Source organism: Roseivirga spongicola (genome assembly GCF_001592965.1).
Lineage (GTDB): Bacteria > Bacteroidota > Bacteroidia > Cytophagales > Cyclobacteriaceae > Roseivirga > Roseivirga spongicola.
On sequence record NZ_LRPC01000001.1, the window covers coordinates 1,536,872 to 1,557,103 of the forward strand.

Below are 20,232 nucleotides of genomic sequence, written 5' to 3' on the forward strand. Positions count from 1 at the left end.
AAATCTTATGAGAGTCTTTCTAATTCTAGTTTCCGTGGTTGTGTCGTTATTCGCGGTAAGCTGTGCTTCTTCAAAATTGCCAGTAAATGAAGACGGTGTGATTTTAGCTAGTTCAGGTCAGATGAACAAGGATGGTATTAGGCTCAGGGGAAAGGTGCAAGATATTAATGTCTTGGACGAAAGGATTCAGTATTCCGTGCAGATCAAAGAGGTTCTGAGCTTTGGTAGTACTTTTTCGGGAGTGCAGCCTAATGTTTCGGAAACGGTGATACTTTATGCCTCTAAAGAGATGAAGTTTAAAAAAGGAGCGGAAGTAATATTTGATGCTTTGTCTCCTATAGATAAGGGCGCAGGAGTGCTAGAGTTAAATTTAATTGAGAATTAAGATATGAGAAGGAGGATTGTGTCATTGTTGGCGGGCATTTGCGTTGCCGTTTTACTTATTGTTTATCTCAATAACCCCAAAGAAACTCACATCTCTCAAAGTGTAACTATTAATTCAAGCTCTATTCCAGAAGGGGAGGAGGAACGAGAAGATCCTTTGAGTGAAAACCCAATAGATAGAACTGAATTTGAGTACAAGCAGCTGGTTAATCCAAAAACAGGAGAGGTTCCCTTCAAAATTAAAGAGAGAGAGAAGGAATATGCTGATAAATTCTTGAGGCCCAGTGATGGTGGGCAAGATGGCGAGAGTCTTTTCAAATTTTTAAGATCATCTGCTAGCACAACTACCTCTGGAGCTGAGTTTGAAAGTGTTGGTCCTTATAATATCGGAGGACGAACTAGGGCTGTTGTCATAGATGTAGATAATGAAAATACCATAATAGCAGGAGGTGTTTCAGGCGGTATTTGGAAAACTGAAGATCAGGGGACAACATGGAGCAGAAAATCGAGCCTGCAAGACCACCCAGCAGTTACTTCAATTGTACAAGATGTAAGGGCAGGTCATCATAATGAATGGTACTATTCTACAGGAGAATTTAGAGGGAATTCTGCCTCAGCCTCAGGTGCTTTTTTTAGAGGGAATGGTGTTTATAAATCAGCTGATAATGGAGAGACCTGGGAGTTGATAGCAAGCACAGCACAACCTGGAACTAGTGGAACAGATGTACTCATCAGAAACTCTGAGTTTACCATAATAGATCAATTGGCAATAGACTATTCAGAAGAGTCAGGTACAGAGATTTATGCTTCAGGACTGAGTAAGGTAATTAGAAGCACAGATGGCTTTGAAACTTGGGAAGTAGTTTTGGGGGAAAGCAACGGTGGAATAAACCTGACCGATATTGCTATTACTTCCCAAGGCAAGCTCTTTGCCGCTATAGGAAGCTCTAGCTTCAATGGCTCTAGTGCAGAAGATGGATTGTTTATGTCTACAGATGGTGTTACTTGGGAGAGTCTAGACCCAGGGCCAAACTTCCCTTCAACATTTAATAGGTTCGAAATAGCAATAGATCCTTCAGACGAAACAAAGGTGTATTTCGTAGGTTCTAATAACCTTTTTCTTTTTAACGACATTTCTGACTCATGGACTGATCTTTCTGATAACCTAGGTGTTTCTGATGATGATGTCGGAGAAGGGCACTCAACACAAGGAGGTTACAATTTATATGCTGCTGTCCATCCAAGTAATAGTAATGTGCTATTTATTGGAGGAACCAACCTACTGAGATCTTCAGATAAGTTTGCAACAACTAATACAAGGATGCAGATTGGAGGGTACGGCAATGATAATAACCCAAATAGCTTTCCTAGGTACTTAAATCATCATCCAGATAATCATGACTATGCCTTTTTCCCTTCGAACCCAAACAAGATGATTTCTGCTACGGACGGAGGAGTTCATTTAACACTGAATAACTTAGCTACTCAAAGTACCGATAACCCCGTTTCTTGGCGCTCTTTGAATAATGGTTATATCACTACCCAGTTTTACCATGTAAGTATTAATGAAAGTAACCTTTCAGATCAATTGATTTTAGGTGGTATGCAAGACAATGGTTCTTGGGCAAAAACCACTACAAATGCCAAAGAAACATGGACTGAAGTATTTGGCGGTGATGGTGCTTTTTCGGCAGTAACACATAATTCACTTTATGTTTCCTCTCAACGAGGAAATATGCTTAGGCTAGAGCTAATAGGAAATACTTATGAGTTTGCTGGTAATATTTCCCCTTCAGATAATCAGGGTGATTTCTTGTTTATCAACCCGTTCATTGTTAATCCGGTAAATCAGGAACAAATGTTTGTGGCATCCAATGCCAAAGTATTTTTCACTAATGATCTAAGGTTGAATCCAGGAAATGGGCAATGGGGAGAAATAAGCTCACGGTTTTTGAGCCTACAGCCAATCTCTGCATTGGCTATGTCTATTCAGCCAGAAGGTGTTTTGTATTTAGGAACTCAGAATGGGCGAGTATTTAAGGTAAACGATACGAGAGACTTAATTGACGGTCAGGTAGATGAACAAATTAGTGATGTAAATATGCCTACAGGTAATATCTCTAGTATTGCTGTAGACCCCAGAGATGCCGACAGAATTCTAGTATGTTACTCTAATTATGAGGTGCTTAGTTTATGGCTTTCTGAGAATGGGGGTGATACATGGACCCCTGTAGCTGGAAACTTAGAAGAAAACCCTGATGGGTCTGGTGCTGGCCCTTCTACTAGATCGGTTGCCATTATGCCTGATGGCCAAGGTGGTAACTATTATTTTGTAGGAACATCTGTGGGCTTGTTTATGACCCAGTCTTTAGACGGTGAAAACACGGTTTGGGAGCAGCAGGCCGTCAATTCAATAGGTAATGTTGTAGTTTCTCAAGTAGTGGTAAGGCCTATAGAAGGTCTAGTCGTGGCAAGTACTCACGGAAATGGAGTTTTTAAAGCCACATATGACGTTGGTGTCACGCCTAGAATCAATTATTCAAAGAATTCGGCTAGCCAATCGTATACCCTTAGGGGGAATGTATCATTTAACTCAGCTATTCCCTTAAGCTATCAATGGCTGAAGAACGGGGTAGAGGTTGAAGGTGCTAACTCGGCAGAGCTTGAGGTTTTTGATGGTGGCGATTATCAATTGAGGGTTAGTAAGTCTACCGAAATTTCCGGATTGTCGAATATAGTATCAGTTAACTTAGATGGAGTTGGTCCTGAGGTGGTTTCAATTGAAAGATTGAGTCCAGCCACTCAGAATACAGACGCTACTACTGTAAGGTTTAAAGTTACTTTTAATGAAGACGTTGTAGATATAAGCTCCGATGACTTCCTTGTTGAGGGAGATGCTAACGGTATTGTGGGTAGTGTGGCCATAATTACTGATGCAACGGTATTCGATGTTTCAGTAATGAATATTGGAGGAGAAGGTACTTTGTCGTTAGGCTTTAGAGACTCCAATAATATAACTGATTTGGTAGGGAACGCATTTACTGGAGAGGTCGGTTCTAGTGAATCTTATACAATAGAAGACACCACTCGACCTACCGCAACTTTTAAAAGAAGCGCACCAATCACCAGAATCACAGATCAGAATAGGGTTAGTTTCTTAGTTGAGTTTTCTGAAGATGTTAGAAACGTAGATGTAACTGACTTCCAGCTGGAAAATCCAATCGAAAAAGCTGAAATAAGTTCAGTAGAAGCGGTGGTAAATAATAGTTCTTACGTAGTGGAGGTAGCTCAAATTATAGAAGATGGGGAAATCAATCTGAATTTTTCTGCCTCACAGGATATTGCTGATGCTAGTGGTAATACTTTCGATGGACTTGTTCTTAGTGAAGAAACCTATACCATCAATAACGTAATTGCTGGACTCGAAGCAGGTAGTTCAAAAGCTGCCAATATTCAGGTAGATGCTAACCCAAGTGCTGGGCAGTTTAGCTTAACACTTCCAGTTGAGTTTACGGGAAGGGTAGAGTACAATGTGGTGAATGCTTCAGGTATTAGTGTTGCTATTGGTGAAGTTGCTAATTACCAATCTGGCGATAAGTTGAGCATAGATATTCGAGGTCAGGCAGATGGACTATATATCTTTGAAGCTGCTGGAAATAAAGGAAAAGGAACTGTGAAATTATTGAAGCAGTCGCGTTAGAACTTATATATACCAAGGTGGTTGATGCAGAAGTCTAAAGACACATCAAACTCATTGGTATAGTCAATAGTATTAAGAGGAGGAGTGATTGCCATACCAACTTTAAGGCAGTCACTCCTCACTTCTTTTAAGAACCTATCGTATAGTCCTGCACCATAACCAATTCTGTTTCCTTGTTCATCGAATGAGATGAGTGGCACAAAAACTATGTCAATCTGTTTAGGGTCTTCAAGTGCTGAGTTGGTAGGTTCCGGAATTCCTTTTGGGTTAAGTACAAAGTCAGTAGAGTTTATAATCTTATGATGACTTAGCCTCCTTTCTTTATAGAAGGTTTTAGAGCTTAATACACTCATTTGTTTCTCTCCTATCAGCCAATCGATCAGTTTTAAGGTGTCAGGCTCGTTTTGCTCAGGCATTGAAACAAAAATATGAGCTGTTTTTAGACTCGTCCTTGAATTAACAAACTGTTGGCAATGCTTTAGTAATTGCTCATTTCTTCTGCCATGCTCCTCTGCAGTCAGAGTTAGCCGCTTTTCTAGAAACATTGAGCGAAGTACCTTTTTATTCATTGGTTCTGAGCAGATGGAATCGGTAATCGAAAGGTGAAAGCGAATTAAGGCAATCCTCTACAAAGTTAGGGTTAGTCATGTAGAAGTTAAGGAAGTTGTCTTTTCGCTCTTGAGGCGCTCCTCCAGGGAAAAGTGCTTCCTTGATAGCGTATATTCTGTTTACCAGTATTTCTTGGTTCTTGCGTTCTGCTTTCAGAATCTTCTGCTCAATTTTCTCTAATGTCTTTTCAGCTTTTCGGTGTTCCCCCTTCACCATTCTTTCTAATGTCTGATCCACATCTAAAGCTTGCTGAAGTGCCTGCTGATAAATGGCTTCTAGCTTTGCTTTTTCAACGTTCAAATCGAGCTTAAATGTGGTCTGTTCTTTAACCTTTTCATTCACCAATTCGTGGTCTTCTTTGAAGAGGTCTTCCCAGGTCAAGTCAATTTGCTCAACTTTTCTTAAGGTGTTTTTGTCTACAACGGCAGCAAAATTCCTTGGCATTAACAGAGGAAAGGTAGTGCCGAAATGATCGAAAATACCTTTGAGCTGAAGCCAATAAACGAGCTCTGACGGGCCACCAACATAGGCCAAATTTGGAAGCAAGAACTCTTGGTATAATGGCCTCAGTAATACGTTGGGACTAAATCTTTCTGGATGTTTTTCTATTTCTTCTTTCAGCTCTTCTTCTGAGAAGTGGAGGTTGGTTTCTAAGACTTCAAAGCCTGAATCGGTTTTCACAATCCTCGAGCGAATATCATCTTTCAGATAAAAGAAATTGATCTCTCTAGGGAAAACCTGTGTCGAATAGCCCGCTTGCTCCAAACTGTCAGTAGTCTTTTGAGCAAGTTCTTGAGGTTTGTGTTCAAAAAGATCCGATTGAATTACTGGCTTAAATAACTCCTTCATCGCGGCATTGTCTGCATCAATGACTACTAGCCCTCTTTCGCCAAAGAGTGCGTTAACGTAAGAAAGAACCGCGCTAGCCAGGTTTTTTTTCTTGTAGGCTTCCACAAAGAATTCAGGCATCCCTATAACCTGTTCAAATATTTTATCAATCCCTTTTAGGTTGAACCTGCCGACAGCGCCTTGCTGGTCTGTTTCCCAAACTAGCTTTTTGCCATTTAGTCTGAAGTATGAAATTTCCTGAAAGTCATGGTCTTCAGAAGCCATCCAATAAACAGGTACAAAATTATATTCCGGATACTCGTGTTTAAGCTCTTCGCAAGCACGAACCACGGTGACAATTTTATAAATGAAGTACAGAGGCCCAGTAAAAATGTTAAGCTGGTGGCCCGTTGTTACGGTAAAAGTATTTCCTTCTTTGAGCAGCTCAATGTTAGAAAGGGTTGCTTGGCTAGCGTCTACTTTTGAATATTGTTCTAAAAGTTGCTCAGAGACTATATCCCTATGCGACTGAGGAAAGTTTCTGTCCTCAATTTGCTTCTTGAAATTTTCCTTGGTTGGCAATCCATTATGAAATCCTTGAAGAGACTCTTTACCTGATATGTAGTCTAAAAAGAATGATGAAAAACTGTTCGTTTGTTCAAAATCAATTTTAGAGAGTAAACAGTCAGTCTCAGTTAAGGTGCTCATAAATTCAGTTTATATGGAAGGTAACAACCTCCAGCCATTCAGGTTCAAAACAACGGAAATTATCCTTGTGCTGGTTCGCCATATAGGTCGAACTCAGTAGCATCAGTAATTTTAATTTCAGCGAAATCACCCACTCTTAAGTAGTGCTTTTTAGCATCAATATAAACCTCATTATCAACTTCTGGTGAGTCGTGTTCAGTTCTGCCAATAAAGCTGCCACTTTCTTTTCGGTCAATTAGTACCTTAAAGGTCTTGCCAATCTTTGCCTGATTGATTTCGTTTGAAATTTCTTCTTGAATCTGCATTACGTGGTTTGCACGCTCTTGTTTCACCTCATCAGGAACATCATCAGTAAAACTATATGAATGGGTGTTTTCTTCGTGTGAATAGGTGAAGATTCCCAAGCGATCGAAGCGAGACTTTTCAACAAAGTCTACCATGTCGGCAAAGTCTTCTTCAGTTTCTCCTGGGTGCCCAGCAATCAGCGTGGTTCTAATGGCTATATCAGGTACTCGAGATCTCATTTCGGCCAAAAGGGCCTCAGTTTTCTCTCTTGTAGTACCTCTTCTCATAAGCTTCAACATATTGGTTGAACCATGTTGAAGTGGAATGTCTAAGTAATTGCAAATATTTGGACGCTCGGCCATCACATCGAGCACATCCATTGGGAAACCCGTTGGGAAAGCGTAATGTAGCCTGATCCAATCAATGCCTTCAACATCTGAAAGGCGCTGCATTAGCTCAGCGAGATTTCTCTTTTTGTAAAGGTCTAATCCGTAGTAGGTAGAATCTTGAGCGATCAATAAAAGCTCCTTGGTTCCGTTCTTGGCTAAATTTTTAGCCTCGGTAACCAATTCTTCAATTGGTCTGGATTTATGCCCACCACGCATTAAAGGTATAGCGCAGAAAGAGCAAGGTCTGTCACATCCTTCAGCAATTTTCAAATAAGCGTAATGACTAGATGTTGTGGTGATTCTATCGCCTAAAAGTTCGTGCTTATAGTCGGCTTTGAATTTTTTCAAAAGCGCTGGCAACTCCATAGTGCCGAAGAAGGCATCTACCTGAGGGATTTCCTTTTCAAGGTCGTCTTTATAGCGGTGTGAAAGACAGCCAGTAACGTAAACTTTCTCTACCAGCCCTTCTTCCTTAGCGTCCACATACCTAAGAATGGTATCTATAGACTCCTGCTTGGCATTGTCTATAAACCCACAAGTGTTGATGATGACAATGTTAGCATCATCTTTTTTAGACTCGTGAGTGGTTTTAATTCCATTTCCCTTCAGTTGAGTCAACATTACTTCAGAATCCACTAAGTTCTTTGAGCAACCTAGTGTAACAATATTGACTTTATCTTTCTTCAGCCCCTTAACCTTCATATTAATCAATGAATTTGGAGGGCAAAGGTAAGAAGAATTGGTCAGTTTCAAGTTTTAGGTTTGAAGTTCAGAGTTCGGTCAGTGAGGCATAAAACTTTGAACATAAAACTTTGAACTACCCTCTTCTCTTTCTAAAAGTAATAGGTACCAACTCATCTGTAGGCATTCCAATTTGGTAAAGCTCCCAATCAGAGTCATATTTTGAAAGGATTTGACGGATGCAATCTACTCTGTCATCGCTTGGGTTATCGCAGTCGGCCCAGTAGAATACCTCTACACGGTAATTGTATGAGCGTTTTTGACCATTTATCTTTACTTCTACCTCAATGTCTTGCTCGCCACTTACTTGGGGGATTTGTATCGCTATAGCACTCATAAGTTGTTCGTTAATGTACAAATGTTTTCTATCTGCTATTCTAGGAACAAGATGAGTGCCATGAATTTAACTTATTGTATTTCAGTTGATTACATAATGGTTGTGATGAAGTTTGACCGATAAGGAGCAGTAAAACGTACGAGAACGTTCATGTTTTTACTCTTATTTTGTGGGTTCTTGCTTACTTGTTGAAAAGAGAGTCTACAAACTCCGATTTATTGAAAACCTGAAGGTCTTCTACTTTTTCTCCTACACCAATGTATTTAACTGGTATTTTGAATTGGTCTGAGATGCCAATCACTACACCACCTTTTGCGGTTCCATCTAGTTTGGTAATTGCTAGTGCAGAAACCTCAGTGGCTTTGGTGAATTCCTTTGCTTGGATAAAAGCATTTTGACCAGTTGAGCCATCCAGTACCAGAAGTATTTCGTGAGGAGCTTCAGGGATAAACTTCTGCATTACTCTCTTAATCTTGGAGAGTTCATTCATGAGGTTCACTTTGGTATGAAGCCTTCCTGCAGTATCTACAATTACTAAGTCGGCACCGGTTTCAACGCCTTGTTTAATAGCATCGAAGGCTACAGCGCTCGGGTCGGTGTTCATGCCATGAGCAACTACAGGAACGCCTACTCTTTCGCCCCAAAGTTTTAGCTGGTCTACTGCTGCAGCTCTAAAGGTATCGGCTGCACCAAGCACAACAGACTTGCCTTTGCTTTTAAATTGAGCGGCTAGTTTACCAATGGTAGTTGTTTTGCCTACTCCATTAACGCCTACTACAAGAATTACATGCGGTTTGTGACCTTCCGGAAGTTTGAAGTCGGCTAAGTCTTCAGTATTATTTTCAGCTAAGAGTTCGGCAATTTCATCGCGTAGAATCTGGTCTAGCTCAGTAGTATTCATGTACTTGTCTCGAGCTACGCGTTCCTCAATCCTCTCAATTATTTTCACGGTGGTTTCTACACCAACATCGGAAGTGATGAGTATTTCTTCGAGTTCATCGAGAACTTCATCGTCTACTTTAGACTTTCCGGCAACAGCACGGCCAAGCTTGCCAAAGAAGCTTTCTTTAGTCTTTTCAAGTCCTTGATCCAGCTTTTGTTTCTTGTCTTTAGAAAATAAACCGAATAGTGCCATAGTAATGAGGTTTGATGAAGTTGTCTTTTAATATGCTGTAGCCAAATTGGTCGTCCTGAGTTTATTTCGGGATTCATTCCCTCTTACGCTAAGATTCCGAATCAAGTTCAGAATGACGAAAAGAAGTGGCAAACAAAAAAGTCCCTTAACGGGACTTTAATATATATGATATTAGGTAATTTCTTATTTATCGGCTAAAACAGATTTAACCATATCTTCAGTAACCATCTCTTCTTTGAAGGTGTAAGCACCTGTTTTTGGAGATTTTACTGCTTTGATCACTTTGGCGTATTTTACACCACCTTCTTTCTTTAGGGTTGCAACTACTTTCTTAGCCATGATTACTTAATTTCTTTGTGAACTGTATATTTCTTAAGAATTGGGTTATACTTCTTCAACTCCAATCTCTCAGTTGTGTTCTTTCTGTTCTTGGTAGTGATGTATCTTGAAGTACCAGGCATTCCGCTGTCCTTGTGCTCTGTGCACTCCATAATCACCTGAACTCTATTACCTTTCTTAGCCATTTCTCTTCGCTTTCAAAATTCGGACTGCAAATATACGAATGTGATTCTGATATTAAAAAGCAGAGTTTAAAATTTATTTAAAATAAATTGCCTGTCTATCAGAGACATGAAGGTACAAATCTAATTATTCTGTAATTGGTTTATGCGTACTAATGGCAATTCTATTCCAAGCATTAATAGCTACCACAGACATAATTACCTGAGCTAGGTATTTTTCGCCTAAAACTGAGAGTGCCTTATTATAAGTTTCGGTGCTTAAGCCCCCATTGTGTATTAAGGTAACCTCTTCAGTAACCATCAGAATTATTTGCTCTTCTTCCGAGAAAAAGTTCGTTTCTCTCCATCCATTCAGTACAAAGAGCCTCTGTGCCGATTCTCCATTTTCAATAGCATCTTTGCTGTGCATATCTAGGCAAAAGGCACAGCCATTTACTTGTGATGCTCTCATTTTAATGAGTTCAACATGAGTTTTGTTCATGCCGCAGTCATTAAGGTACTGCTCTAAAGTAAGTAGTCCTTTGAAACTTTTAGGGTCAATCTGATCAATTTGAATTCTGTTTTCCATCTTTCTTTTTTTGTTTGAAGCAAAACTAGAGGGTGAAGAATGGAAAAAACTTAACCTAGTTTAAGAAAGCTTTTTTGCTCTTATTTTGCTTAAATACTCTGGTGTGAGCCCTAAGAAAGTAGCCAGCATATACTGAGGGACTCTTTCTACAAATTCTGGAAAGTTTTCGCGGAAGCGGTTAAACATTTCCTCCTTAGAGTATTCAAAAACATACTTCATTCGGATAATGGATGCGCCATATGCTATTTCCCATATTTTTCTGAAATATCGCTCTAGGTTGGGGTGCTGATGCAATAGATCTGAATATGCCGAATAGGTGATGCTGTAAACAGAAGAAGCCTCTACTGCCTGAGTTTTGAATTCCGTTAGTTGTTGGTTATTAAATGCCATGAAGTCAGTAATCCACCAGCCTTCAATGGCAAACTTCACGGTCTTTTCCATTCCCGCAGTGTCTATAAAAGATGAATGGAGACATCCCTTCTCTACAAAGAAGAGTTTGACGCACTTGGTATTGGCTTCAATTACCACTTCTTTCTTTTCGAGCTGTTGCTCTTCAAAGAAGGGGAGTATGGCTTGGTATTGAGAGTGATCAATACTTACAAACTTATTGATGTGCCTGAATAGAAACTCGCTCATGGTTACTAAGGTAGGGGTGATTGTTAGGGCTTAATAATAATTGGTTTACAGTTAATCTTGAAGGAGTGAACGTGGGAGATTGGTATTTCTGGTGGTCTATATTTTCGTCTTTAGTCAAAACAAAAGTCAGCATTTTACTAGTTGTCTAAAAGTCAACCATTTTTTAATTGCTTCAACGATGAACGAAAAACTACAAATAGCATTCGATAATTTTTGGTCGAATGTGCTGGAAAACGCACCGTCAATTCTCATCGGGTTCGGGCTGCTCATCATTTTCATACTGATCGGCTATGGGCTTCAATCTTTAATTAAGAGAAGGCTTATAAAGCGGCTCAATGATCAGTTGCTTACCAATTTCATAGCCCGAATTGTATTTCTCATTTTCCTCATAATTGGCCTTACCTCATTTCTCAACGAGGTTGGATGGAGCAAGGCGGCTAGTAGTTTGCTGGCCGGGGCTGGTGTTTCGGCCTTAATTATTGGCTTTGCCTTTAAAGATATTGGAGAAAATTTCTTGGCTGGCTTCTTTCTGGCCTTTTCCAGACCCTTCAGCATTGGCGATATTATAGAGATTGACGGAATGACAGGCACTGTGCGTGCGCTAAACTTTAGAAGTACGCATGTACGCACTTTCGATGGGCGTGATGTGTTTGTGCCGAATGCTTCGCTCATCAAAAATATGCTGACCAATTTTACCCGAGATGGTTTGATGAGGCACAACTTTATAATTGGTATTGACTATGGAGATGACTTGGTGAAAGCCAACAAAGTAGTACTAGATGAACTCTCGAAGTTAAATGGTCTAGTGCATGCCGAAGGTATGGAACCCTTTGTGGTTATTCAGGAATTCGGTACCAGTACAATTAATCTGAATATTCATTTCTGGACAAATTCTCACGACTTTGAAGGTTCAGTTCTTCAGCTTAAAAGCGAAGTGATGCGCCTAACCGTAGATAGACTTACTAAGGAAGGGTTCTCTATGCCAGCCGATATTGTGGAGCTTAAAATCTATAAACCAGAATATGCTATACCAGTAACTGTGAGTGGTAAAATTGAGCAGGATAACCTGAAAGGGAAAGTGTAATGCCTTATTGATTAACCTTTTTCTAACCATTGTTGGTGTCTCCTGCTGGCTTCTTTAGCCCAAATTTTTGGGCGCTTCCCTAAGCATTCTAAAATGGCGTCTACTCCCACAACAGTTCCTTTGGCCAAACGGCCAAGAAGAGCCATTGGCAATTCTTGGTCATTTTCTGACAAGATGTAGCCCTTATCTGTTGTTGCAATCCCTAACTCTTCATCTAGTGGCTGAATTAGGTTTTGAGTAAGAAGGTTCTTTACTAAACTCGAGCTTACCTGATCTACTTTGGCGGAGGGTAAAACAGAGTCTACCATTATCGGAATAGTATGTTCTAATTCGTCCTTTTTTAGGTTCCATCCCTTTTTGGTGACTTTAATATCTGGGTTATGAACTAGGTCAACATTGAGAATACCAGCTTTTATGAGCGCAATTAGTTGTTGGATGCTCTCCACAGGAGGCCCAAATGAGTAGCGCTTGGTAGATTCATCTAAGGCTACAATCTCTTTTGCTACATTGTTAGAGCAAACGTTATAAGAAAGCTCTTCATAAATGGACGGCTGGCAATGCCGCCAAACCTGACCAATACAGTAATCCAAGCTTATGGCTCTTTTGCCAACTGCCATTCCTACATATGCCTGCAAAGTTTCGAGTACCGACAGGTCTTTGGGCAACATGGTTGGGTGTTCATAGCTCTGGTCTTTTAACCATTCTATGACGGCCTGTTCAACCTTAGCCTTTTCTGATATTTGATAATTATAGGGGGCTGGCAAGCGCTCAAATATTTCTGCTGCCATTGGGGCAAAAGCCTTCAATATGAAACTGGTATCGCTGGCTTCTCGCTGAGTCTTTCTATCTCCTATTGCACCTTCAAAATGGCTCATCTGCTGTTCAGATGGCTGAAACCATTTATCTACAGCGGCATTTAAAGGCTTCGGTACAGGAGGGAGCCCATCGGGCGAGTAAGGAAAGAGTAAGTTTTTTAACGAGTAGTTGGTGCTATAAGAGCATAATTGAGTTTCTGGATGCTCTATGTTGAAGGCTCCAAACTTATTGGCAACGGCTCTAATTAAGTCTATAGCTGCTAATCCAAAACCACGGATAGCTATTTTGGTATTGGGAGATAGAAGCTCATGTTCAAGGATGTTGCTCAAGGGGTATGGCGACCTGAATAGTTCAATATTCTTATTCTGGTCAGTCTTTTGCTCCCAATCGACAATCTCTTCTGATGGTTCTGCAGGTTGATGACCTATGGTTAAAAGAACTTCGTTGAGTTGGTCGTAATGCTCTATGGAAGAGCTGAGTGTAATGTATTGGTCGTCATTCAGTCTTAAGTTTTCAATTCGTTCGGTACGAAGTGATACAATATTGGCCTCACGTAATGCGCTGACCAACGATTCAAATCGTTCTTTGAGGTATTTGCCAATTTTAGCACGTGGTGGATAGCTGTCTGCGAGTGTTACAGAAGCCTCTTCCCAGTTCACGCTTATCCATTCATGGTACGAAGGAAAAGGAGGGATGGCTATGTCTCCGAAATTGACGGCTTCTCTCCCTTCAATTTCTAATATTCGCTCATGAATGTTTATCCAGTTAGCCTCAGACTGATCAAGACTATAGACTTGTCCATTTCCAAAATTACCAGTGCTTTCAAAAAGAATAAAGCGTATTCCGCTAAGTGCATTCTTTTTGGCTAACTCTACAACTAGGGATTCAAATGCATGTCCGCCTCTGGGGCCAATGCCAACAATACCAATGGTTCTTTCTTTGAGCATAATCTAGTGGGTGTGCTACACCGTTACTGTTGAGGTTTTTTGAAAAATAGTGTATTGAAATGCTTAATCTAAAATAGATACTATTCTAAAGTAAAATGTGTTTTGGAAAAATTAGAAAGGGATAGAAAAACAAAAGGAAGCTACTCCGAGAGTTCGGTGCGCTTCCTTTCTGTTGTTTGAGGTTTGAGTTTAATCTTTTGTTTTAAGCAAGACTATGCCCAGCCAAGCGAACCATACAATTTGGAGAAGTCCGAAAACGACTCCTAAATCTCCGAGCCCTGGAATTACAGTTAGAATACCAGCCAAACCCACCAAAAGCCCAAGCCAATGCATGACCTTTGGCAATTGATGGGCCTTTAGGCCAGCAAGGGTAACAAGCAATACCCAAATTCCCCCAACTACTTCAACTCCACCACCTAATCCATTTTGAAGGGTTTCAATGGTAAGCCAAAGCTGACTTGCTTGTTGAATATTTTTGGGCTGCTGGGCTAAGGCGGCTTCTAAACCTATGTTCGTGATCATACCGCTGGCAATGACGAGTACTGACCAGATGTACCCAAATATGACAGCTATGCCTGAAAGAATAGGTTTCTTGGCTTTTAGGATGCCATTTAGAGCGAAGCTTAAAAAAACCAATACCACACCGAAGAGCACATAGATTACGAAAATCCATAACTGATAAAGGGCTTGGTTACTACTCAAAAAAGCTAGTCTTTCATTTATGCTGAGGGAGCTTGCTTCAGGGTTGAGTGAGCCAATGAGTAAGATAAAGCCAAATATGTAGATAGTCGCTTGGGTTAGCGCAGCGCTTCCACCAATCTTGTAAAGTGTTTTCATTTTAAGCGCTTTTAAGTTGTTGGTGTACTTGCATCAGGGCTTTAATATCTTTCGATGTCAACAGCTGAATATTTTGGGTAATGACATCAACGGGCCAATTCCACCACTCAATTTTTAAGAGCGTTTCAATTTCTTCTTCATTGAATCGTTTTTTGATTGGTTTTGCTGGGTTTCCACCCACTATGGTGTAAGGCTCTACACTTTTGGTAACTACAGATTGGGCGCCAATAATACAGCCATCTCCTATGGTTACTCCAGGAAGAATTACGGCCTCATGGCCAATCCAAACATCGCTTCCTACTGTAATGCTGCCCCTTACTGGGTAGGCTTTGTCTTGCATGGCGTTCTCCCACCCATGACCAAAGATGGCAAAGGGAAAAGATGAGATGGCTTGGATTAAATGGTTGCCTCCATTGAGTAAAAACTGAACACCAGAAGCAATGCTACAGAACTTACCGATAATCAGTTTGTCGTCAATAAAGTCGAAGTTGTAGCGAACATTCTTTTCGAAATTTGCTACATCATCATGGTCATCGTAATAGGTGAAATCACCGATTTCTATCTTCGGATTCTTGACCACGTTTTTCAAGAAACAAAGCTTGTTATAGCCTTGCAGTGGGAATGGTTCGTTACAGTTCGGTGCTTGTTTCATACTTGTTTGATTTGCTGGCGAATTGGATACAAAAGATAGCTGAAATTGCGGTAATGGGCGTGAAGGCTACTTTTTCAAAAAGCGTTACCGCCAAAAGGTTGCCCACTGTGTTTAGAATAAAGTAAATGCCAATGACCAAAATGACTCCACGTAACCACTTTTTAGACCAGTCTTTTTCTACTATACTTCTATAGAATTTTTCAAGTAGTAGTGTGAAGCCAATTAAGACCGAAATGGCCATAACCAAATGCTCTTGCGCTTGCTCCCAACTTGTGAGTCTTCCACCAGCTATGTATTTGTAGTCTATTAAGCCAGCCAAAATTAAAGCCTGAAAAACGGCAAGAAGTAACCAAAGCGCCTGCAAGAGACGCACTTTGGTTACAATGAATTTTGCTTGGATAGGCATGCTAGGTGATTTAGAATTGGTGCGCTAATAGCGTCTCTATGATTTCGAAACGCTGATCGCCCTTGTCCCCCTGATTGCTCAGTGCGATCACAATTCCACCAGTTGTTGGTTCAAAGCCCATGAGTGCTGTAAAGCCCGAGATGTCGCCACCATGCCAATAGAAATCTTTATTGGCTAAGTTGCTTTTGAACCATCCTAAACCGAACATAGTGTAACCTGCTGGCACATCGCCAGGAAATACGTCATTACGCTCTTCTGCCGTGAACCAGTCACCCATTACAGCTTCTGCCCAACGGGCTAGGTCTGCTGTTGTGCTCGTCCAGTCGCCAGCTCCGTAGGCCACAGGCATTGGGTAAGAAGATACATCTTCTGAACCTTCATAGCCATGAGCGTAGCCAGACTCTGTAATTTCATTTTCGCCCAGCTCTGTATCGTTCATATTGAGTGGCTCGAGAACGTTCAGCCTGATGTATTCTTCATAGCCTTCATCTGTTAGCTCGTCAATCAATAAAGCGGCAATTAGAAAGTTAGAGTTGCTATAACTCACTGCACTGCCTGGTTCAAAGAGCAGTCCATCTTCTTCTACAGTTTCCATTATGGCGTCCAGAATATCTTCTGGAGATACGTAGGTGCCACTTTTTGCAATAGGCTCAATGGCGTCTACATAATCTGGCAGGCCAGAACCGTGGCTAAGCAGATGACGAATGCTAATTTTATCTCCTTCGGGAAATTCATCATCAAATTCGCTTAGTTTCTGGTCAAAGCTTTCAATAAGTCCATCGCGTTTAAGCTGAACCATAGCCATGGCAGTAAAGGTTTTGGTTACAGAGCCAATTCGGAACTTTGTTTCTGGTGTATTGCTCTCGTTCTGACCTAGGTTTGCTTCACCATAAGACCTGTTTAGAATGGTATTTCCATTCTTCTTAATCAATACCGAGCCTTGAAAGTTGATATCGGAAAAATAGCTTTCCGCATCGGTAAACTGTTCAGTGGGTGCTAGTGCATCGTCATTGCTACAGCCTAATAAAAAGACCACTAGTATAAGGCTGAAGGTGTAAATTGAGTTTTTCATAATGTTGTTGTTTGAGTTTTTGTTTTGGGCTTCAGTTATTTTTTAGCGAATGGGTTGGTTTTCCATGGTTTCGAAATCATGACGTTGAAGAGCAGCGATCTGTTATAGACTTCAGAAACATTAGAGATATTTACTAGGCCAACGTGGTAGCGAACATCAAAAGTTACTCGCATGGTTTTCTTGAATGGAAGTTCATAACCACCACCAAACTCTACCCCAGCATCCCATCGTTTATATTCATCATCTCCATTTCCAAACTGAATCTTAGTCTTAGTTTCTGGAGACGTCTCTGTGGGGGAAAGTGTTACTTTTCCGCCTGTTTGGTAGGCGATAGACGGCCCTGCATTTAAATAGAATTTGCCTAAATATAGCCTAGCAAGTACAGGCATTTCTATCAGGTGAAGTCGGGTTTTAGTTTTAACTCCATTTACAGGATTGTCAGCCTTGAGCTTACTACCTTTTTGCATGTAGTAAAGCTCAGATACTAGGGTGAAGTTCTCGGTAATACCGGCCTGAAAGGAAAGCCCTGCTTGAATACCCTTTAAATTTTCACGGTAATCCTTTAGTTCGCTATTTGAATTCCCATAATAGAAAGTAGAAGGGGAGTAGTTGGCGAGAATGTCTAAATAGGTTTTTTGGGCAAAGGCCGTACTGGCCAGTAAAAAGAGTGCAATTGTAAAAAGTTGTTTTTTCATGATAATTGAGTTTTGCTTGTTGTTTTGCTTCGTGATGATACAAATGTGGGGAGTAGCAAAAACTCAAATGTCCGAGTTAACAGATCAGGACTTGTAAAGTGAGAATCCGGACTTTTTCGAAAAGTGATTTGCCCGTATGGGTAAATTTAAAGTGATTTTCTAATTGTATAAAAAAAAAGAAACCCACCCTTTGGTCTGGAGTGAGTTTCTCGTTTAGTGCTTTTTAGGCCTGAATTGCCTTCAATAGATAGTCTATTGTTTGCCTTTAAAGTCTGGTAAATTGAAAGCATCTAGTGGGCTAGGTTGCTTCATCATGGCTTCAATAGCTTCAGTTGTTCTTGGGGCAAAACAGAGAGTAGTTGGAGGCCTTAAGTATTTATGGAGTTCTGTCATTTTGCAAGCACCATTAGTGAGAAACCTCCAATAGTTTTAGCAGCAAAGTCTTCACTCATAAGAGATAAAAGTCTTCTTGGCATGTAGCCCATTTTTGATTTAATCGATTTTCTTGGGATATCTAAAATGATTGAAGTGTAAAAGTGGTCTACAATTTCGTAGCCTGTGTCTGAGAGTGTCGCAAGAGCAGTATCCTTCATAAAATAATGTAGGTGGCCAACAGATTTTCTCATGGTTAAGAGTTTATTCCTAAAGATCATAAACATTGAGGCGTCAAGAGGGATGTGGAATAATTTATATTCCGACTTATCTTTGCATGCTCTTAGGAACCCCATATAGTCCTCCACGTGTTCAAACACATCAATCATAAGTAGAAGGTCAAAGAACTCTCTAGATTTTATCATATCCTCCTGTCTAAAAGATACCCTTTGGCTTTTTCTTTTTTGAGCCATTTTGATAGCGTCCGGAGAAATATCAAAGCCAGTGAATAGTACATTTTTAGGTAAAGAGGTCTGTAGCTGGTTCAGAATCTCACCAGCTCCGCAGCCGATTTCGGCAATTGAGTTAATTTGAAGCGAGTTTTTCTTAATCATTTTAAGAATCTGCTTTGCCTTCCATGGTGAGTCTTCGATATGCCATGATGGATTGCTTTCTAGATATGCGCTATTTTCTTGGTAGTAGTTATTGATGGCCATATTCGAAAATGTCCCCTGTCGGTTTAGATTATAGGTGATGTTTTTGAAAAATTACTTTTTGCCTTTAAAGTCTGGTAAATTGAAAGCATCTAGTGGGCTAGGTTGCTTCATCATGGTTTCAATAGCTTCAGTTGTTCTTGGGGCAAAATCGGACAGCAGTTCGTAGCCGTCTTTGGTGATTAGGATATCGTCTTCAATTCTAACGGCAATGCCCCACCATTTAGGGTCACAATCTGAGCCCTCAGGAATATAAATACCAGGCTCTATGGTAATGGCCATATACTCCTGCATTTCTCCATAAGTGCCTAAGTCGTGCACATCTAAACCAATATGATGCGACAGTCCATGTGGGAAATAAAGATGGCGGGCTTTAGGGCTAGAAATAATGCCTAATTCGGCTAGGCCTTCGTTAATAATTTCCCTTGCTTTGGCGGTAACCTCGCTAAATGTTGTTCCTGGTTTGCTCATTTTGATGGTTACGTCTTGAGCTTTTAATACGAGGTCGTAAATAGCCTTTTCTTCTGGAGAGAACTTTCCATCAATTGGAATGGTGCGCGTAACATCAGCTGTGTAGCCATGGTACTCTGCACCAAGATCCATCAGAATCATTTCTTTGCTTTCAATATGTGGTTTTTCATTTTCAATATAGTGTAGAATGCAACCATTATTGCCAGCACCTACAATTGAAGGGTAGCCTTCATATTCAGATCCGTATTTCTTAAACACATATTCATGAATGCCTTGAATTTCGGTTTCTGACATACCTGGCTTCATGGCTTTCATTACTTCTACCTGACCAACAGTAGAGATAAATACTGCTTTGCGAAGCAATTCAATTTCTTCTGGAGTTTTTATGCCTCGGAGTGCCGACATAATGTTGTTTAGCTCCTTTACGTCTAAGTTTTTAGAAGGAAGTTCTTTGCCTAGCGTATTGTTGTCTGAGATGTAGCCAGCCTTCTGCTTAAACTGATTGATTAAGCTGTATAGATCGGCTTGGTCATTAGGGTTTTCTCTTACATCGTTCTTAAAGTCGTAGAAAAGCACTTTATCGAACTTGCTGAAATCTATATTATAATCTTTGAAAGTAGAGCCATTGTAAGCTTGCTCAATTTTCAACTGTTCTTTAACCCCTTCAATTCCCATTCTTCGGCCCGTCCACATTTCGGCCATGGGGTTTTTCTCCTGAACAAAGAAAATCTCGTTATAGCTTTCGCCATCTGCATCAGTTTGTTGCTCTTTGAAAACAAGTAAAACTGCATGTGGCTCTCGGTAGCCTGTAAGGTAATAGAGGTTCGGGTCTTGATGGTAGACGTAGTCTACATCATTGGCTCTGTTGCGAACTGGATTAGCGAAAAATACGGCAACAGAGTTTTGAGGCATGCGCTTTCTGAGCTGCTCTCGCCTGTCTTTATGAAATTCGGCAGAAAGATAGTCTCCTCTTCGCTCTTGTGCATGGCAAACAAAAAATCCTGACAGCAACGCTATCAGGATTGAATATATTCTTATGGTTTTAATCATAGCATAATAACGTTCTGTGACGCTATTATACTAAAATGTTACCGTTTTGTCTTGCTTTTTTTAGTACTGCAGAGATACCATTTTTGTTAATGGTTCTGATTGCTGAAGTAGATACTTTTAAAGTGATCCACTTGTCTTCTTCAGGGATATAGAATCTCTTTTTCTGCAGGTTAGGGTAGAATTTTCTCTTTACTTTATTGTTAGCGTGAGAAACATTGTTTCCTACCTGTACTTTCTTTCCTGTGATATCACAAACTCTTGCCATAACTATCTGAA

Annotated in this window: 22 protein-coding genes; 3 read left to right on the forward strand and 19 right to left on the reverse strand. The window is 40.4% G+C overall.

All coding sequences use genetic code 11. The annotated features are described in order from the left end of the window. Window positions 1-7: 7 nt before the first annotated feature. Complete coding sequence (locus AWW68_RS06745) at window positions 8-385, forward strand: hypothetical protein (RefSeq protein ID WP_157717549.1); 378 nt, start codon at window positions 8-10, stop codon at window positions 383-385. Between the two features lie 3 nt (window positions 386-388). After that, a complete protein-coding gene (locus tag AWW68_RS06750; protein WP_068218274.1) occupies window positions 389-4,084 on the forward strand; it encodes a beta propeller repeat protein in 3,696 nt (1,231 codons plus the stop codon). On the opposite strand, the gene AWW68_RS06755 is transcribed toward AWW68_RS06750, so the two are convergent. From AWW68_RS06755 to AWW68_RS06790, 9 genes are all read right to left on the reverse strand, one after another. Then, window positions 4,081-4,653: a 5-formyltetrahydrofolate cyclo-ligase gene (locus tag AWW68_RS06755; RefSeq protein WP_068218276.1), complete on the reverse strand. Its 573-nt coding sequence runs from the start codon at window positions 4,651-4,653 to the stop codon at window positions 4,081-4,083. The genes AWW68_RS06750 and AWW68_RS06755 overlap by 4 nt on opposite strands. Further along, window positions 4,646-6,229 (reverse strand): bacillithiol biosynthesis cysteine-adding enzyme BshC, encoded by a 1,584-nt coding sequence (gene bshC / locus AWW68_RS06760; RefSeq protein WP_068218279.1) that lies wholly within the window; start codon window positions 6,227-6,229, stop codon window positions 4,646-4,648. Before bshC ends, AWW68_RS06755 begins: the two co-directional genes overlap by 8 nt. 59 nt (window positions 6,230-6,288) lie before the next feature. Next, on the reverse strand, window positions 6,289-7,605 hold the full coding sequence (rimO, locus tag AWW68_RS06765; protein WP_068218282.1) for a 30S ribosomal protein S12 methylthiotransferase RimO: 1,317 nt from the start codon (window positions 7,603-7,605) through the stop codon (window positions 6,289-6,291). Window positions 7,606-7,720: 115 nt separating this feature from the next. Further along, window positions 7,721-7,981, reverse strand: coding sequence for a hypothetical protein (locus AWW68_RS06770; protein WP_068218285.1), 261 nt, complete (start codon window positions 7,979-7,981; stop codon window positions 7,721-7,723). A 181-nt stretch (window positions 7,982-8,162) separates the two neighbouring features. Next, window positions 8,163-9,116 carry a signal recognition particle-docking protein FtsY gene (ftsY, locus tag AWW68_RS06775; RefSeq protein WP_068218288.1) on the reverse strand — a complete coding sequence of 318 codons (954 nt, stop codon included), beginning with the start codon at window positions 9,114-9,116 and terminating at the stop codon, window positions 8,163-8,165. A 183-nt stretch (window positions 9,117-9,299) separates the two neighbouring features. Next, entirely contained in the window at window positions 9,300-9,455 is a 156-nt protein-coding gene (locus AWW68_RS19915; protein ID WP_084375596.1) for a DUF4295 domain-containing protein, read from the reverse strand. A 2-nt stretch (window positions 9,456-9,457) separates the two neighbouring features. Further along, on the reverse strand, window positions 9,458-9,640 hold the full coding sequence (gene rpmG, locus AWW68_RS06780) for a 50S ribosomal protein L33 (protein ID WP_068218291.1): 183 nt from the start codon (window positions 9,638-9,640) through the stop codon (window positions 9,458-9,460). A 124-nt stretch (window positions 9,641-9,764) separates the two neighbouring features. Beyond that, window positions 9,765-10,205, reverse strand: a complete 441-nt coding sequence (locus tag AWW68_RS06785; RefSeq protein ID WP_068218294.1) for a carboxymuconolactone decarboxylase family protein — start codon at window positions 10,203-10,205, stop codon at window positions 9,765-9,767. 60 nt (window positions 10,206-10,265) lie between these two features. Beyond that, on the reverse strand, window positions 10,266-10,841 hold the full coding sequence (locus tag AWW68_RS06790; RefSeq protein ID WP_068218297.1) for a Crp/Fnr family transcriptional regulator: 576 nt from the start codon (window positions 10,839-10,841) through the stop codon (window positions 10,266-10,268). A 178-nt stretch (window positions 10,842-11,019) separates the two neighbouring features. On the opposite strand from AWW68_RS06790, the gene AWW68_RS06795 reads away from it, so the two are divergent. Then, window positions 11,020-11,925, forward strand: a complete 906-nt coding sequence (locus tag AWW68_RS06795) for a mechanosensitive ion channel family protein (RefSeq protein WP_068218300.1) — start codon at window positions 11,020-11,022, stop codon at window positions 11,923-11,925. 11 nt (window positions 11,926-11,936) lie between these two features. On the opposite strand, the gene AWW68_RS06800 is transcribed toward AWW68_RS06795, so the two are convergent. From AWW68_RS06800 to rpmB, 10 genes are all read right to left on the reverse strand, one after another. Beyond that, window positions 11,937-13,688, reverse strand: a complete 1,752-nt coding sequence (locus AWW68_RS06800; protein ID WP_068218303.1) for an FAD/NAD(P)-binding protein — start codon at window positions 13,686-13,688, stop codon at window positions 11,937-11,939. Between the two features lie 189 nt (window positions 13,689-13,877). Next, window positions 13,878-14,525: a DUF4386 family protein gene (locus tag AWW68_RS06805; protein WP_068218306.1), complete on the reverse strand. Its 648-nt coding sequence runs from the start codon at window positions 14,523-14,525 to the stop codon at window positions 13,878-13,880. Window position 14,526: 1 nt separating this feature from the next. Further along, window positions 14,527-15,177 (reverse strand): CatB-related O-acetyltransferase, encoded by a 651-nt coding sequence (locus AWW68_RS06810; protein ID WP_068218309.1) that lies wholly within the window; start codon window positions 15,175-15,177, stop codon window positions 14,527-14,529. Then, window positions 15,155-15,583 (reverse strand): hypothetical protein, encoded by a 429-nt coding sequence (locus tag AWW68_RS06815; RefSeq protein WP_068218312.1) that lies wholly within the window; start codon window positions 15,581-15,583, stop codon window positions 15,155-15,157. The genes AWW68_RS06810 and AWW68_RS06815 overlap by 23 nt, the downstream gene beginning before the upstream one ends. 10 nt (window positions 15,584-15,593) lie before the next feature. Then, window positions 15,594-16,655, reverse strand: a complete 1,062-nt coding sequence (locus tag AWW68_RS06820; RefSeq protein WP_068218315.1) for a serine hydrolase domain-containing protein — start codon at window positions 16,653-16,655, stop codon at window positions 15,594-15,596. A 35-nt stretch (window positions 16,656-16,690) separates the two neighbouring features. Continuing rightward, the gene (locus tag AWW68_RS06825; RefSeq protein WP_068218318.1) at window positions 16,691-17,350 is read right to left on the reverse strand and encodes a porin family protein; all 660 of its coding nucleotides are present in this window, start codon (window positions 17,348-17,350) and stop codon (window positions 16,691-16,693) included. Window positions 17,351-17,602: 252 nt separating this feature from the next. Beyond that, entirely contained in the window at window positions 17,603-17,743 is a 141-nt protein-coding gene (locus AWW68_RS20055) for a hypothetical protein (protein WP_157717550.1), read from the reverse strand. Then, entirely contained in the window at window positions 17,740-18,438 is a 699-nt protein-coding gene (locus AWW68_RS06830; protein ID WP_068218321.1) for a class I SAM-dependent methyltransferase, read from the reverse strand. Before AWW68_RS06830 ends, AWW68_RS20055 begins: the two co-directional genes overlap by 4 nt. Before the next feature lie 51 nt (window positions 18,439-18,489). Beyond that, window positions 18,490-19,956, reverse strand: coding sequence for an aminopeptidase P N-terminal domain-containing protein (locus AWW68_RS06835; RefSeq protein ID WP_068218324.1), 1,467 nt, complete (start codon window positions 19,954-19,956; stop codon window positions 18,490-18,492). 25 nt (window positions 19,957-19,981) lie between these two features. Next, on the reverse strand, window positions 19,982-20,221 hold the full coding sequence (rpmB, locus tag AWW68_RS06840) for a 50S ribosomal protein L28 (RefSeq protein WP_068218327.1): 240 nt from the start codon (window positions 20,219-20,221) through the stop codon (window positions 19,982-19,984). Between the last annotated feature and the right edge of the window lie 11 nt (window positions 20,222-20,232).